At 30.0% G+C, this 15,207-nt stretch carries 13 protein-coding genes and 1 tRNA gene; 6 read left to right on the forward strand and 8 right to left on the reverse strand.

The features are described 5' to 3' along the window. Window positions 1–6: 6 nt before the first annotated feature. Together ACQKCJ_RS00580 and ACQKCJ_RS00585 are read right to left on the reverse strand one after the other, a co-directional pair. A complete protein-coding gene (locus ACQKCJ_RS00580) occupies window positions 7–1,926 on the reverse strand; it encodes a hypothetical protein (RefSeq protein WP_427401128.1) in 1,920 nt (639 codons plus the stop codon). Then, window positions 1,926–3,794, reverse strand: a complete 1,869-nt coding sequence (locus ACQKCJ_RS00585; RefSeq protein WP_427401129.1) for a DUF3857 domain-containing protein — start codon at window positions 3,792–3,794, stop codon at window positions 1,926–1,928. The genes ACQKCJ_RS00580 and ACQKCJ_RS00585 overlap by 1 nt, the downstream gene beginning before the upstream one ends. A gap of 122 nt (window positions 3,795–3,916) precedes the next feature. On the opposite strand from ACQKCJ_RS00585, the gene ACQKCJ_RS00590 reads away from it, so the two are divergent. Next, a complete protein-coding gene (locus ACQKCJ_RS00590) occupies window positions 3,917–4,219 on the forward strand; it encodes a DUF1294 domain-containing protein (RefSeq protein WP_271338584.1) in 303 nt (100 codons plus the stop codon). A gap of 158 nt (window positions 4,220–4,377) precedes the next feature. On the opposite strand, the gene rpiB is transcribed toward ACQKCJ_RS00590, so the two are convergent. Both rpiB and ACQKCJ_RS00600 read right to left on the reverse strand, forming a co-directional pair. Further along, complete coding sequence (gene rpiB / locus ACQKCJ_RS00595; protein ID WP_041520454.1) at window positions 4,378–4,809, reverse strand: ribose 5-phosphate isomerase B; 432 nt, start codon at window positions 4,807–4,809, stop codon at window positions 4,378–4,380. Between the two features lie 813 nt (window positions 4,810–5,622). Continuing rightward, window positions 5,623–5,856, reverse strand: coding sequence for a DUF2007 domain-containing protein (locus ACQKCJ_RS00600; RefSeq protein ID WP_271338583.1), 234 nt, complete (start codon window positions 5,854–5,856; stop codon window positions 5,623–5,625). A gap of 197 nt (window positions 5,857–6,053) precedes the next feature. On the opposite strand from ACQKCJ_RS00600, the gene rnr reads away from it, so the two are divergent. Genes rnr through ACQKCJ_RS00615 form a run of 3 tightly spaced genes read left to right on the forward strand, consistent with a single transcriptional unit; the run spans window position 6,054 to window position 9,618 of the window. Further along, complete coding sequence (gene rnr / locus ACQKCJ_RS00605; protein WP_427401130.1) at window positions 6,054–8,234, forward strand: ribonuclease R; 2,181 nt, start codon at window positions 6,054–6,056, stop codon at window positions 8,232–8,234. A 23-nt stretch (window positions 8,235–8,257) separates the two neighbouring features. After that, window positions 8,258–8,926: a head GIN domain-containing protein gene (locus ACQKCJ_RS00610; protein ID WP_427401131.1), complete on the forward strand. Its 669-nt coding sequence runs from the start codon at window positions 8,258–8,260 to the stop codon at window positions 8,924–8,926. Window positions 8,927–8,940: 14 nt separating this feature from the next. Next, on the forward strand, window positions 8,941–9,618 hold the full coding sequence (locus ACQKCJ_RS00615) for a LysE family translocator (RefSeq protein WP_427401132.1): 678 nt from the start codon (window positions 8,941–8,943) through the stop codon (window positions 9,616–9,618). A gap of 861 nt (window positions 9,619–10,479) precedes the next feature. Here ACQKCJ_RS00615 and ACQKCJ_RS00620 read toward each other — a convergent pair. The 4 genes from ACQKCJ_RS00620 to ACQKCJ_RS00635 all read right to left on the reverse strand — a co-directional run bounded on the left by ACQKCJ_RS00620 (window position 10,480) and on the right by ACQKCJ_RS00635 (window position 11,513). Further along, window positions 10,480–10,550: transfer RNA gene (locus tag ACQKCJ_RS00620), tRNA-Cys, on the reverse strand. 93 nt (window positions 10,551–10,643) lie between these two features. Beyond that, complete coding sequence (gene folB / locus ACQKCJ_RS00625) at window positions 10,644–11,003, reverse strand: dihydroneopterin aldolase (RefSeq protein ID WP_427401133.1); 360 nt, start codon at window positions 11,001–11,003, stop codon at window positions 10,644–10,646. Between the two features lie 2 nt (window positions 11,004–11,005). Further along, a complete protein-coding gene (locus ACQKCJ_RS00630) occupies window positions 11,006–11,305 on the reverse strand; it encodes a hypothetical protein (protein ID WP_271336744.1) in 300 nt (99 codons plus the stop codon). Then, window positions 11,295–11,513, reverse strand: a complete 219-nt coding sequence (locus ACQKCJ_RS00635; protein WP_271336743.1) for a hypothetical protein — start codon at window positions 11,511–11,513, stop codon at window positions 11,295–11,297. The genes ACQKCJ_RS00630 and ACQKCJ_RS00635 overlap by 11 nt, the downstream gene beginning before the upstream one ends. Window positions 11,514–11,648: 135 nt before the next feature. Between ACQKCJ_RS00635 and ACQKCJ_RS00640 the strand changes: the two genes are divergently transcribed. Continuing rightward, the gene (locus ACQKCJ_RS00640) at window positions 11,649–13,766 is read left to right on the forward strand and encodes a glutamine--tRNA ligase/YqeY domain fusion protein (RefSeq protein ID WP_427401134.1); all 2,118 of its coding nucleotides are present in this window, start codon (window positions 11,649–11,651) and stop codon (window positions 13,764–13,766) included. Window positions 13,767–14,661: 895 nt separating this feature from the next. Then, window positions 14,662–15,141, forward strand: coding sequence for a hypothetical protein (locus tag ACQKCJ_RS00645; protein WP_271336740.1), 480 nt, complete (start codon window positions 14,662–14,664; stop codon window positions 15,139–15,141). Window positions 15,142–15,207 lie beyond the last annotated feature (66 nt).

A 15,207-nucleotide genomic window follows, 5' to 3' on the forward strand; every position in this document is an offset into this window, starting at 1 on the left:
CTATTTTTATTTCTTCTTAATTGGCTTTAACACAATACTAGCTTTACTAAAATCTGCAGATGCATTATAAACTTTTCTATATTCCTGATAAATATCCTTTGGATAAGTTATTGCTTTATATTTCTCATCAATGGTAATGATAACCTGGTTTCCTTCTACTTTTACAGTCGATTTAAACCAACAATTTTTATCTTCATCATATTTCATTTCTCTGTCTATAACTAAATCATTATAGTGATCTACCTGATATCCTTTTGGAATATTAAAGACAATAGAATGATGGTATTCTTTTGTGTATTTTAAATCAATATCTGTTTTTCTGGTATTTTCCTGATAAAGATTAGACTGTTTTCCAATTACCTTTCCTAAATTAATCAAGAGTAAATTTCCGGCTTTTTCAGTAAATGACTCAACAGACTCTAACTTCGAATTAATAACGAACGGCGTATTAGTATAATTATTTTTAAATTCTAAATTTTCTACATTATGCTCTAAAAGCTTAGTGTCGACTTCATCAATAGAGACTTCTTTTACAAAATCTGTAAGGTCCTTTTTTTCTTCATTTTTAGACAAATCATTATAGCTATATCTTAACATTTGACCAATGTAACCTGTACTTGAAAATTTTTTATCTATACTTACTTTTGTTAAATCAGGGTTTAGAGTTACGACTGATTCTGTTGTTATTTTAGTAAAATCTGAAGGAGCTACCAATGGATAAACATAACTTTCCTCTTTCTTTTGTACATTATATCCTTTAGCTCTTGTACCCTGATACTCGTAGCCGGCTTTTCCGTAAGGAAGATATCCCACACTTGGCGAGATAAATTTATACAAATCTCTCAGATAAAAATTAATATCTGTAAATTCATGAAATGTCATAATATCCTCATCTAGCTCTCCTATAAAACGATCTTCGACAGCAATTATTTCGTATGGAATTTTAAGTATGTCAAAAGCATATTTATAAAGCAAAATAAAGTCTCTACGTGCTAATTTCGAATTTCCTTCTGTTATATTAATTTTCACGTTTATTGTTTCTCCTTCTTCATAATTTTCAAAGTGAGTTTTTATATATTCATCGAGAATGGTTATTTTTTCATTATCAGTTTTGTCTTTTAAATCCAATTTTTGAAGAAGTTTTTTAACATCACCGTTAGAAAAAGTGTATGGCTTATTTCTTAAAAACCCTTTAAAATAAGTTTCCCATTTTTTACTCTCCATTTCTGCTGGAGATCCCGCAATTAAATACAGTATCTTAACCAGATTTCTAAATTTCTTCGAGCTTTTTTCGATTACCAAAGGTTCTATATTATCTGCAGTAAAAAAAGTCTTTCCTTTTACTTTATTATAATGAAAATCCGCGGAAGTATATACTCTCGACATAGCAGATCCGGACTCTGTTAGCGTGAACTCAGCATGCAGTACCGGCGCATCTTTCTGGTAAATCTCGATTCCGTTTGACGTTGGATTTTCTTTTACAATAAAATAATACTCTAAAATATCGCCTTTCTCTACGCCTTCAAAAACAATCGATTTTACATTTTTTAAATCAGAGTTTACAATCTGACTTTCAGATAAAACCCTAATATCTCCGTTAGGTTTAATTACTCTCGCGTGAAAATCTTTTGTATCACGAATTGTTGTATTATCATCTGCAGTAACTTTATTGTATTTACTAATTTCTGAAGACTCGTTTATTTTTACTGCAAAATGCTCCATTTTAAATTTTGCAAAACCATACAAATTGGTATTAATTCTGGTATGAATCCATCTTTTATCAAATAAAATTACGGCGGGTTGTTTTTTATATTCTTCCGGAATGGCTTGAAAGGCAGGAACTGCATCCCAGGTGTAGCTTTTAATTTCTTGTGCTTGTGTTTTTATTATAAAAGTAAATAGTAGAATCAGTAATATTTTTTTCATTATTTTTTTATTAGGATGATAGATTGGTTGTATTGGCTGTTTAATTCGTTTACTAATGCGTTCCAGTTTTCAAAATCAGTCGTTTCGATAATTAACTTTTTTAGTGCTATTTTTTGAGATACGATCAGGTTTTTTTTATCTTTTTTATAAGAGATGTCATAACTTAAAACCTCATTTTCCTTCTTACTGTTCTCCGGGATAAAATCAAGCTGATAATTTTCGGGGATTTCATAGACATAAGTAAATTCATTTGTAAACACATTGTCGTTTTCAATCGAAAGTTTTCTCTCTTTAACGTCGATTATATATTCTTTAAAAGGCGCTAATAAAATAGGTTTTACAACAATCTTATCCCCTATTTTTTTTACCCATGAATCAAGTTTAAACTTGTATTCAAGCTCGGCATCTTTATTTTCATATTCGTGCTTTTTGACTTCTGCGGTTTCTATTTCTACTTTTTGATTGTATCTCGCTAAACCGCTTTTTAAGATCTCCTCTTCTTTTTGTTTATTTGATCCTAAAACATTTAGAAAATCACTTTTCTGATAACCTGAAAGCAGCATTTTGGCAGTACCTGAAACTGCACCGTCATTGATTTTTAATTTCAGGTCAACTTTAAATCGGTTTTCTTTTTTATCTACTACAGGAACTTTTTCTATAACAAATTCGCTTTCAGATATTCCTATAAGTCCTTCCTTGCCCTGAATCATTGCAGATGGAAATGTAAACGGACAAAAAGAATCAGTCCCGTCGACAAAATAACGTTGCTTATCAATTTTTACAGCTGCTATCATATGATTGCTTACTAAAGGCGTTGGAACATCGGCAAAACTATATGGTTTGTCCCTTGTACCAATCCAAACCAAATTAGACTCTAATCCGGCAGTTTTGAACATTTCATTTAATAAGTTCGAAATATCTTTACAATCTCCGTATTTTTTATCAAAAACAGCTGCTGCATCCCTAGGAATAAAACCTCCCATTTCGTACTCAAAAGCCACATAATGAATATTTTCCTGAACCCAATTGTAAATTGCTTTTGCCTTATCTTTAGGATTTGTTTTGTCTTTTATTAATTCTGAAGTTTTACTTTTCAGGGCTGTCTGATCTAATTTGTTAATATCTTTTACTAACGAATAATACCATTTGTAGAGATGTTCAACATCCGGAAAAAGCTCTTCTTTCTTATTATCTTTCGTATAACTTTTTATGTAGTAAACAACGTGTGGCAGAAAATAGGTAAAATTAGGTGCTCTGTTTTCTTCCTTAAAAGCAGGAATGTCTGTCACTTTCCAGGTATAAACATCTAAGTTTCCTTCTTTTGTTTTTTCGAAAACAATTTTATCCTGATGCTCCCCAAAAAGTTTATAACCAATTTCTATTGACGGATCTGATTTTATTTGAAATTTTGAAGCAACAGTCAACAATTCATGCTGAAAAGCAAAATACGACAGTAATCTAGGTTCGTTTTGCTTTATTTTATAAGAGAATTCAATTTTCGATTTGTCCTCAACATAACTAAAATCAAAGTGTTTGTATTTATTATCGCTGTAAAAAATATCACGTTGTTTTAACTCGTTTGTACTAATATCGTACTGTGATAATTTATTCCTTTTATTTGTTTTCGCATTTATCGTCGCTCCTTTTATACTCGAAATTTCACTAAAATTATCGTACGGAATATTGATCGAGTATTCATTTACGTTTTTACTTTTGGCGATTTCTCTTTGTTCTTCGATAAAAGATTCGATTTCTAATTTGCTTTTATTCGATATAGAAACAATTTCATTACGATAAAGTACTTTTGATTTTTCTTGTGCGCACAAAAAATGACACGAAAAAAGTGCCACATAAAATATTCTTTTCATTAGGTTTTTGATATAATCTTTGGGGAGTTTAAATTTTAACAAAAATAAACTTATTTTCCAAAATAAATAGATTTACTGCATTACGTTGTTAAAATAATATCTTTGTTTTTAATTATTAGCCAATGGAAGTTTTATTAGTTTTGTTTTTTGTTATAAATAGTATTGAATTTTTTCTGGCGGGATACGATAAACGTTTGGCCATCAAACAGAAACGCAGAATTCCGGAAAACACCTTATTTACAATTGCATTTTTTGGCGGAGCAATCGGTTTATTAGTAGCAATGCTACTCTTCAGGCATAAAACAAGTAAGCCTTCTTTTATTTTAAAATTTTCGGCTATTGTTTTTATTCAAATTGCAATTGCTATACTTCTATTTATCTATAATGTCAATATTTTTACAATTGCTTTTTTACTAACGAATTGATTGGTTAAATACAGTTATTAACAATGTTAATAACTACAAAATTACATTATAACAAACTGTTTTTAAACCACTTAAAATAAATAAACCGGATGAATTATTAAAATCCGTCCGGTTTATTTATTTTTTACTGGTGCTTCGCACTGCAATTTTTTTTTGACTTATTGACAAGCAATTTTATTTACTCTATTTTGGTGTCTTCCACCTTCAAAAGCAGTTGTTAAAAACGTTTCGACAATTTCAACCGCTTGTGGGATAGAAGTAAAACGTGCCGGAATGCTCACAATGTTTGCATCGTTATGTAAACGGGTTAAATAAGCAATTTCCTTAGTCCAGCATAAACCGGCTCTTACTTTAGGATGTTTGTTAACCGTCATTGCAATTCCGTTTCCGCTTCCGCAGATTACAATTCCAAAATCAGCTTTTCCTTCAGATACATCATTCGCAACCGGATGACCGTAATCTGGATAATCAACAGAATCTTCAGAATCTGTACCATAATTAGTTACTTCATATCCTTTTGCTTTAAGCATCGCAACGATTGCTTTTTTATAATCTGGTCCTGCGTGGTCATTCCCTATCGAAATTTTCATTATAAATGGTATTTGAGTTGTGTTATGCAAATTTACTTAAAGAATTTTGAAGTAATTCTATTTGAAAAGAAAAGTTCGCCATGAATTTAACTAATTAGTACTAATTTTTTCCTTTTGTAAACAATTAAAGATGGTTGTAAACAATTAAAAGAATTGATATACATTCCTAAATTTATCGTGCAAAAAAGTTTATTTCACAACTCTCTTTATATCAAAATCTTAACACTTATTAACATTATTGATAACTCTATAAGTATCTCATAATCAATAAATAATAATCAGTTATTTTGTTAAAATTTTATAATGTTAATAGCGAAACCTAATTCATTGATATTCAGTTAACTTTAAGTTAACATTATTTGTTAATAAGTTGAGATAGAAAATTAGAAGTTTTTTTTGGTTGTGTCGAAAAAAAACCTAATCCAAAACCGCAATGAAATAACCTAATAAAGTTTGATGAATTTTTGGAAAAGTTATCAATACTAAAAATGCTATTTTCAACAAATTTCAACATATGAACTTATCTACAAAATGAATCTGTTTTTGGTTGTTAACCATTGTTAATTAAAATACAAAAACGCTTAGAAATTAATCCTTTAACTCAATTTAAGTATGTTGATAACTCACGATAACTAAGAGAAACTTCATTTCAACACTTTTAAAAATAAATTTATAGCACATATTAACAAGCTATAATAACAACCAAAAATTAATTTAATTTAAATTTTTCTTTTTGTTGTATTTAATATATGTTGACAACTTTGAAAATTAAAAAGGAAATTTAATTTTTTGAAATTGAAAAAACAGATTGGTTTAAACAATTTTCAAAGGGTTATTAAGATTATCCAGAATTTGCTGAACTTCATCGAAATCGTTTGGATGAACTTTGAGTTTGATTCCACCCAGAGCAGTTGTGTACATTGGGACGACAGATAAGGTCATTTCGTTCTCAAAATAATACGGAATGTCTTCTTGCTCTAATAAGTGCTTCAGAACGACTGTTTCGTGCTGATAATTGAATATTGCAATGGTTTTAAAGCTTTCCATATGAGGTCTTTTTGTAAATATACGAAATGAGCATTACTTAAATTTGCAGGCAGCATTAATTTAAAGAGGCAAATTATAAATGACCTTTTAAAAATCAATAAATCACTTCTTTTGAAAGTTATATTTTTAATAATTTATTTGTTAAAATCTATAATCTGATATCTTATTTGTAATTTTAACTTTTTAAGAAAAGATATATGAGTAAGAAAATTAGAAAGCCGATAAAAAAGGAGACAGATCTCTCTAGTAAAATAATAAAAATTTTATCGCAAAGTCCTAATAAAGCATTTAATTACAAACAGATAGGAGCAAAGCTTGAACTTGATGATACAAAAAGCAGAAACCAGATTATAAAAGATTTAAAAATTCTGGCTGCTTCAAAGAAAATTATAGAATCTGAACCAGGTAAATATTTAGTAAAAGCCGAAAGTCAGGATTACTATGAAGGAACAATTGATATGACCAGTAGAAAAACGGCATATTTTATTTGTCCTGATTTTAGTGAAGATGTTTTTATCCCAACCAATAATTTGAATCGTGCCTTAGACAAAGACAAAGTCAAAGTTTATGTTTATAACCGAAGAAAAGGTAAAAGACCTGAAGGTGAAGTAATTGAAGTTGTAGAAAGAAACAAGACAGAATTTGTAGGAGTAATAGATATTCAGGCAAATTTTGCTTTTGTATCTACAGCAAATCCTAAGATGTATACGGATATTTTTATTCCAAAGGATAAAATTGGCGAAGCAGAAAATGGTGACGTAGTTTTAGTTAACATCGAAGACTGGCCAAAAAGAGCCGATAGTCCGTTTGGATCTGTGCTCAGGGTTTTAGGAAAACCAGGAGAACATAATACAGAGATTCATGCTATTCTTGCTGAATATGGTTTACCATCAGATTTTCCGGTAGAAGTAGAAGTGTTTGCACAAAAAATAGATACGTCTATTCAGGAATCAGAGATTGCAAAACGTCGTGATATGCGTGATACTCTTACGTTTACGATAGATCCAAAAGATGCAAAAGATTTTGATGATGCCTTGTCTTTCAAAAAATTAGAAAACGGAAATTACGAAATTGGAATTCACATTGCCGATGTTTCTTATTATCTTGAAGAAGGAACAATTCTGGATGATGAAGCGTATCAACGAGCAACCTCGGTTTATTTAGTTGATAGAGTAGTGCCAATGCTTCCGGAAGTTTTATCTAATTTTGCCTGTTCGTTACGACCAAATGAAGAGAAATATACATTCTCAGCAATTTTTGAAGTTTCAGAAAATGCACAAGTTATCAACCAATGGTTTGGTAGAACTGTAATTTATTCAGATCAGCGTTTTGCTTATGAAGAAGCACAATATATCATTGAAACAAAAGATAGTACAATTCCGCTTGATATTTCGATCACAGGAGAATCTTATGTAGTTTCTGATGAAATAACACAGGCAACTTTAAAACTAGATGAATTAGCTAAGATTCTAAGAAAGAAAAGAATGGCAAATGGTGCTATTTCTTTTGATAAAGTCGAAGTAAAATTCAACTTAGATGAACAAGGAGAACCAGAAGGAGTTTATTTTAAAGTTTCTAAAGATGCCAATCATCTGATTGAAGAATTCATGCTTTTGGCCAACAGAAAAGTGGCTGAATACATTGGTAAACAAAAGAAAACTTTTATTTACAGGATTCACGATGAACCAAACGAAGACAAATTAATTGCGATGCAAACCGTAATTGCTAAATTTGGTTATAAAATAGATTTCCGTAACAAAGGAGATATTTCGAAATCATTGAATGCTTTGATGGAAGAAGCAAATGGTAAAAAAGAGCAAAACTTAATTGATACTCTTGCCATTAGAAGTATGAGTAAAGCCAAATATTCGACAGAAAATATTGGTCATTATGGTTTAGCTTTTGATTATTACAGTCATTTTACTTCGCCAATTCGTCGTTATCCTGATGTTATGGTACATCGTTTGCTGCAATATTATTTAGATAACGGTGCATCTGTAAATGAAGAAGTGTATGAAGCAAAATGTCTGCATTGTTCGACTATGGAAAGTTTAGCTACTAATGCTGAGCGAGATAGTATTAAATACATGCAGGTTAAATACATGCAGGATCACCAGGACGAAGAATTCTTGGGTGTTATTTCAGGTGTTACTGAATGGGGAATTTATGTTGAAATTGTTTCTAACAAATGCGAAGGAATGGTAAGAATCAGAGATATAAAAGATGATTATTATACTTTCGATGAAAAACAATATGCTTTAGTTGGAGCCACTTCAAATAGTGTTTTACAATTAGGAGATGAAATTTATGTAAAAGTAAAAAATGCCGATTTAGTTAAAAAACAACTGGATTTTCATTTTTTAAGAAGAGCGGAATAGAAGTTTAATTAAAAAATAAAAGTATGAAAAAGTTAGTTATAGGAGTTGCAATTTTATTTGTTCAAATGTCTTTTGGTCAGGTTACCAAAGAAGTAGGTGATTTTGATACCGTTAAGGTATTTGATAAGTTAAGTGTAAAATTAGTACAGTCTTCAGAAAATAAAGTAGTTATTAAAGGAGCGCGTGAATCTGAAGTTGAAGTTGTTAACAAGAAAGGAATATTAAAACTAAGAATGCCTTTTCCTAAATTATTATCAGGTAATGATTTGGATATTACCCTTTATTACAAGCACATAGAACTTATAGATGCCAATGAAGGCGCAGAAGTTACCAGTAAAGAAACTATTAAAGCTACTTCGTTTAAAGTAAGTGCTCAGGAAGGTGCTAAAATTAATGTTCCTTTAGATGTTGATAAGCTTAATGTAAGTTCAGTTTCAGGAGGAGAAATTACATTATCAGGTAAAGCCGCTAATCAGGATGCAAGTCTTGGAGCAGGAGGATATCTTCTGGCAAGTAAATTAAGCACGTCTCAGACTAAAGTAAGCGTTTCTGCGGGCGGAAAAGCAGATGTGAATGCATCAACCCTTGTAGATGCAAAAGTAAGCGCAGGAGGCTCTATTTACATTTATGGAAAACCGAAACAAATTAATCAAAAAACGGTTTTTGGAGGTAAAATTGAAGAAGTAAAATAAGAAATCGTATTTGAATGATAAATGATATTTTAGCTGGACTGCCATGGGGACTTTTTTTAAGTTTTATGGTAGGTCCGGTATTTTTTATACTACTGGAAACCAGTATTACAAAAGGATTCAGAGCTGCAATAGTTTTTGATCTTGGTGTAGTATTAGGTGATATTTTTTTTATAGCAATTGCTTATTTAGGAAGTTACAGACTTATACAGAGTTTAAAGGATAAACCGGCACTTTTTATTTTTGGCGGAATTATTATGCTGGCTTACGGTATAATTTCTTTTGTGAGATTAAAAAATGAAGAAAAGATTGATGATGAAGCAATAGATCGTGATATCATAAAAAGAAACTACGGAAGTCTGTTTATAAAAGGCTTTATACTGAACGTTATTAACATTGGTGTATTAGGTTTCTGGCTTGCCGTGATTATTTCTGTAGGACCAAAATTAGAAATGCAAAATTCAAGAATGTTTACTTTTTTTACTGCGGTTATTATTACGTATTTAATAGTAGATTGTATTAAAATACTATTAGCCAAACAATTAAAATCTAAAATGACGCCAACCAATATTGTTAAGATTAAAAAAATTATAAGCATTGTTTTAATGGTTTTTGGATTCGTTCTAATGATTCAGGGTTGGTTTCCCAAAGAAAAAGAAATGGTAAAACATGCCTTTGAGAAGATCGAGAAGTAGTTGTTAATAACTCAAAAATATAAAATTAAACCTCTGAATTTCAGAGGTTTTTTTATGTTCATAATGTTCATGTAGAACTTTGTCATTTTGATTTCTGTGATAGAGTCAAATCTTTTTTTTAAGAGCTAATCCCGCTATCCGTTTCAATCTTTTGTGTCGAACCCCGCCACAAAAGGATTTCCACTTCTATCAGGGCTAGGGTACTTATTTTCATAACAATATTTTTGTTTAGTTTTTCGTATTCGAATGAAAACACCGGCACTTTGTATAATAGTTACACGCAAATATTGTACTCATTTTTGTCATCCTGACGAAGGAAGGATCGCATTAGAAGCTCCGCAAACATAATCGCCAATCTTTGTAGAGTTACTTGTGTGATCTCTCGTTCCTCGAGATGACAAGATTGTGGAAAGTTAGACACAAAGAGATGTCTGTGAAGGTTTTTGAGGTATAGCCTGAATTCGAACGTAAAAAAGATACATTTCTTTAAGATTTTTGGAGCATCTTTCGGATTCAAACATAACCTTTAATTTAGTTTTTTCTAAAAATTAAACATAAAAAAAAGAGATACATTTCTTTGAGGTTTTTGGAGCATCTTCCGGATTCGAACGTAATCTTTAATCTAATTTTTTCTAAAAATTAAACATAAAAAAAAGAGATACATTTCTTTGAAGTTTTTGGAGCATCTTTCGGATTCGAACATAACCTTTAATCTAATTTTTTCTAAAAATTAAGCATAAAAAAAGCGATACATTTCTTTGAGGTTTTTGGAGCATCTTCCGGATTCGAACATAATCTTTAATCTAATTTTTTCTAAAAATTAAGCATAAAAAAAGAGATACATTTCTGTATCTCTTTTTGAGGCATCGTCCGGATTCGAACCGGAGTAGGAGCTTTTGCAGAGCCCAGCCTAGCCGCTCGGCCACGACGCCGTAGTTGAACGGATGGCAAAAGTAACTAAAATCTTTAAATTTCAAAAGTTTAAAATGAAGTATTTTAAAAAATAAATATTTTATTTGAAAGAATTACTTTCTAACTTCCGTCATTTTTATAGTAACTGATTCAACATCACCACCAATAGGAGGATTTATTTTAGAAACCCAAACGGTAGTTTTTTCTGCAGTTTTTATTTCAGCAAGTACGCGAATATTGATTCTTTTGGCAACATGCTCTAATAAATGCGAACGAATTGCCATTTCTTCCGTCACAATTTTGTTCAAATGTACATAATCAACCGTGTCTGTAAGATGATCTGTGTCAGCTGATTTTTGCAAATTGGTTTTAATTTTCAGATCAACTGTATAGTCAGATCCAATTTTTCCTTCTTCAATCATGCATCCGTGGTAGGAAAAAGTACGAATGTTTTTTAGTTTAATAACTCCCATTTTTATAATTTTATTCTTGTAATATTCGGATCTTGATAGTTGCAAGTTACGGCTTGAATAGAAACAATTTTTTCTAATTCATTAACTGTAAAGTGAATAGTGTAAGGAAATTTCTTTAAGGGTAAAGTACGAACAACATTGTATTTTTCCTCAAAAAGAGGAAATTTGTAAAGCGTTTTCAAATGGTCTTTGTAATCTAAAAGAAATTTTTCTCCCAAACCTTTTCTAATATTTTCATAGTATTGAAGAGCCTCTTCAATTTCTAAATCGGCTCTTTTTACTATTAAAACTTTAAAAACCATATTTATTTTTTAAATTTTCTAAAGCAACATCAGCATCAATATAATCTTCTGGTTTAGCATTTTTCATGCGTTCTAAAACCATTTCTTGCTGCCATAACGGAACTTCATTCGCAGTATTTTCGTCGATAGAAACATCTGGAATATGTTTAAAAAAACTAACAAAAGTTTCGTAGAAATCGTCTGGAATTGTAACAGTTAATTGTCTCATAACTTTCAATATTTATGCAAAAATAGTAATAAATTTAGTTTCAAGTTTAAAGTTTCAGGTTTAACGCCAGTTAAGTAACTTTAAACCTGAAACCTGAAACCTTTTTTTTATCTTTGCTAAAATTACTATAAAATAATGGCATCAGAAGAAAAATCACTCAATTTTATTGAACAAATCATAGAAGAAGATCTTAAATCAGGTCTTTCGCAAAGCAAGCTTCATTTTCGTTTTCCACCAGAACCAAATGGTTATTTACATATTGGTCATGCAAGTTCTATTGCATTAAATTTTGGTTTAGGAATTGATTATCAATCTCCTGTGAATTTACGTTTTGATGATACAAACCCTGAAAAAGAAGAACAGGAATTTGTAGACGCCATTAAAAAAGATGTTGAATGGTTAGGTTATACCTGGTCAGAAGAACGTTATGCTTCAGATTATTTTCAACAATTGTATGATTGGGCAGTTTTATTAATTAAAAAAGATAAAGCATATGTTGATAGTCAGTCTTCTGAAGATATGGCCATTCAAAAAGGAACTCCATCTACAATTGGAACAGATAGTCCGTATAGAAATCGTTCTGTTGAAGAGAATTTAGGTTTATTCGAAAGAATGAAAAACGGTGAATTTGCAGCTGGAACTCATATTCTTCGTGCAAAAATAGACATGAAATCGACTAATATGTTGATGCGTGATCCTATCATGTACAGGATTTTACACAAAGAACATCATAGAACCGGAGATAGTTGGAAAATTTATCCAATGTATGATTGGGCACATGGACAAAGTGATTATTTAGAAGGAATTTCACATTCATTCTGTACACTTGAATTTTTGCCACACCGCGAATTATACGATTGGTTTTTAGACCAGATTTTAGAAGAAAATAAACTACGTCCAAAGCAAAGAGAATTTGCAAGACGTAACTTATCACATACCGTTGTTAGTAAAAGAAAATTACAGCAACTAGTTAAAGAAAAGCATGTTAACGGTTGGGATGATCCTAGAATGTCTACAATTTCAGGATTAAGAAGACGTGGTTATACAGCTGCTTCATTGCGTAATTTTGCCAATACAACCGGAATTGCAAAACGAGATAATTTGATCAGTGTATCAGTTTTAGAGTTTTGTATTCGTGAAGATTTAAACAAAATTGCACCTCGTGTAATGGCAGTTTTAGATCCTGTAAAATTGGTTATTACAAATTATCCTGAAGGAAAAGAGGAGTGGTTAGAAGCCGAAAATAATCAGGAAGATGAAAATGCAGGTTTCAGAAAAGTACCTTTTTCTCGTGAATTATATATAGAAAGAGAAGACTTTCTTGAAGAAGCTCCGGCTAAGTTTTTCCGTTTGACTTTAGGTAAAGAAGTACGTCTTAAAAATGCTTATATCATTAAAGGAGAAAGTGTTATAAAAGATTCTGAAGGGAATATTACAGAGATTCACGTAACTTATGATACTGATTCTTTGAGTGGAAGTGGGACAGAAGCAAGCCAAAGAAAAGTATCAGGAACATTGCATTGGGTTTCTATTTCTCATGCTATTGAAGCAGAAGTTCGTATGTATGATCGTTTGTTTACAGATGAAGCACCGGACAGTTATAAAGACAAAAATTTCTTAGATTTTGTAAATCCAAATTCATTAGAAGTAATTACTGGATTTGTCGAACCAAGTTTAGCAACAGCTCAAAATGAAGATAAATTTCAGTTTCAACGTTTGGGTTATTTTACTGTTGATAAAGATTCAACTGCTTCAAAATTAGTATTTAACAAAACTGTTGGACTAAAAGACGCCTGGGAAGAAAAAGGTAAAAAAGAAGAAAACAGCATTAATAATTCTTTAAAAGACATTAATAAATATTTTAAAGTTGAAACTAAACCGGAACGTATTGCAATTGAAAGTGCAATAGGCGAGAGTATCAAAAATGTTTCTAGTTTTTCTTTATTACAAAATTCATTAAAGAAGAATATTAACAATAATAAAGGTTCATTGTTATTTGCTCAATTTATTTTGAAATATTCTAACTGGAAATCTACAGATTTTGAAGAAGACGATATTAAAAAATTATATACCATGTCACTTAGAAGTGAATCGACTTATGTTCGATCTAAAGCACTTTTGAATTTAAGAGATATTGAAGATTTAAATTTAAGAAATCAGTTTGAAGACGAAATTTTGAAATTATATTCAAATCCACCAAAAAATGCTTCGGAGCGAGAAAATGAAATTCTTGCCGAGATGGTTAAAAAATAACATCACTAGAATCTATTGAAAAGCGCTTTTTATAAGCGCTTTTCTTATTATATGGTTTTTCTATTGAAAATATAAAATATATAAATTTTTTAGATCAAAAGTAACCTTCATAAATTAATTTTAAGGTAGTTTTAAAAATCTTTGACCTCGTTAATCCTCTCATGAAAAATCATTAAACTGGAGGTCTTATTTTAGTTTTAAGTCCTGTTTTGTATAGTTTTTTGGGTTGTTAACACAGAATTGTTTATAACGTTGAATGTAAATTATTTTTCAATTTATTTCTTGATTTTTACTTTTGCCTTTTAATATTCTAAAATTTATCTTATTTTAAATTATCAATTTAATTGATTGGATATTTAATATTTTATCTTTTTGTTTATTATTGGATAAAACTATTATTAATATTATTTTAATAGATTTAATTAATTAAAATCGGCTTCTATAAATTGATTTTAAAGTGTTTTTTTTATTTCTTTCATGTCATTAATCCTCTTTTGATTTATTGTTGATAATCGAGCTTTATTTGAGTTTTAAACCTCATTTTTCTTAGTTTAACGGGTTGTTAACATACAATTGTTTATAAAGTTGTTATTTTTATCCAAAGGTCAAATCTAAAGTGTCAAATTTCGAATTTCACTTGAGAATCGAATCTGAGTTTTCTAAAATTCAAAAATGAATGATTTTTGGTTTTAGAGTCAATTCTAAATCTGAATTCTAAAGATTGATTTTATGGTCAATTGTAATTGTGATTGTACTTTGATAATACTTATAGCGTAAAAGTATTTTTCAGAATGTATTTCATAATTTAAAAATTTCATGAAATTAATTTTATGGGTTATTTGAAATTTTGTCTTTTGTTTGACATTAACAATTTTAATCCTTAAATTTTAATATTATGAAAATTCTATTTTTTACGCTATCGATTTTATTTGCAAATATTGCAATTTCTCAAACACATCAAATTACAAAACATAATGGTGAACAACTTGATGTTAATTTTATAAAACTTGACAATGATCTGGTTTATTATTCTTTGAATGGAAGTGCTGAAGAACATAAAATTAGCAAATATGCTGTTTCAAAAATTACAAATAAAAAATCGAATCAAACTCAAAATGTATCTGATAAAGTTATAGTAGATTCTAAATCTGATTATAAATTTGTAACAGTTTTATCTCAGGACAAGACAATAGGTTTAAAACAAGTAGCTAATTTTTCTGGGGTTTCGACAAAAACAAAAGGAGAACCGCCAATTGCTAATAAAAACCAGACTGCAATGAGAATCAAAACACAGTCTGCTTCAAACGGATACCCGTTTGTTAGTATTGTTGAAAAAGGTGATGGTAAATATGAAGCTGTAGCTTATGTGTATTAAATTTAGTGTTAATTTTTATTAAATTACAATGAACCAATAATTTGTAATTCAAAAAAAGACTACCTT

This window comes from Flavobacterium sp. NPDC079362 (genome assembly GCF_050267765.1).
GTDB lineage: Bacteria > Bacteroidota > Bacteroidia > Flavobacteriales > Flavobacteriaceae > Flavobacterium > Flavobacterium azizsancarii.

What these genes read in the sequence shown, in the direction of transcription:
- ACQKCJ_RS00640 (WP_427401134.1), top strand. Translation starts at nt 11,649, where the DNA reads ATGGCATCAGAAGAAAAATCACTCAATTTTATTGAACAAATCATAGAA.
- ACQKCJ_RS00580 (WP_427401128.1), bottom strand. Translation starts at nt 1,926, where the DNA reads ATGAAAAAAATATTACTGATTCTACTATTTACTTTTATAATAAAAACA.
- ACQKCJ_RS00610 (WP_427401131.1), top strand. Translation starts at nt 8,258, where the DNA reads ATGAAAAAGTTAGTTATAGGAGTTGCAATTTTATTTGTTCAAATGTCT.
- ACQKCJ_RS00615 (WP_427401132.1), top strand. Translation starts at nt 8,941, where the DNA reads ATGATAAATGATATTTTAGCTGGACTGCCATGGGGACTTTTTTTAAGT.
- folB (WP_427401133.1), bottom strand. Translation starts at nt 11,003, where the DNA reads ATGGGAGTTATTAAACTAAAAAACATTCGTACTTTTTCCTACCACGGA.
- rpiB (WP_041520454.1), bottom strand. Translation starts at nt 4,809, where the DNA reads ATGAAAATTTCGATAGGGAATGACCACGCAGGACCAGATTATAAAAAA.
- ACQKCJ_RS00645 (WP_271336740.1), top strand. Translation starts at nt 14,662, where the DNA reads ATGAAAATTCTATTTTTTACGCTATCGATTTTATTTGCAAATATTGCA.
- ACQKCJ_RS00630 (WP_271336744.1), bottom strand. Translation starts at nt 11,305, where the DNA reads ATGGTTTTTAAAGTTTTAATAGTAAAAAGAGCCGATTTAGAAATTGAA.
- ACQKCJ_RS00635 (WP_271336743.1), bottom strand. Translation starts at nt 11,513, where the DNA reads ATGAGACAATTAACTGTTACAATTCCAGACGATTTCTACGAAACTTTT.
- ACQKCJ_RS00585 (WP_427401129.1), bottom strand. Translation starts at nt 3,794, where the DNA reads ATGAAAAGAATATTTTATGTGGCACTTTTTTCGTGTCATTTTTTGTGC.
- ACQKCJ_RS00590 (WP_271338584.1), top strand. Translation starts at nt 3,917, where the DNA reads ATGGAAGTTTTATTAGTTTTGTTTTTTGTTATAAATAGTATTGAATTT.
- rnr (WP_427401130.1), top strand. Translation starts at nt 6,054, where the DNA reads ATGAGTAAGAAAATTAGAAAGCCGATAAAAAAGGAGACAGATCTCTCT.
- ACQKCJ_RS00600 (WP_271338583.1), bottom strand. Translation starts at nt 5,856, where the DNA reads ATGGAAAGCTTTAAAACCATTGCAATATTCAATTATCAGCACGAAACA.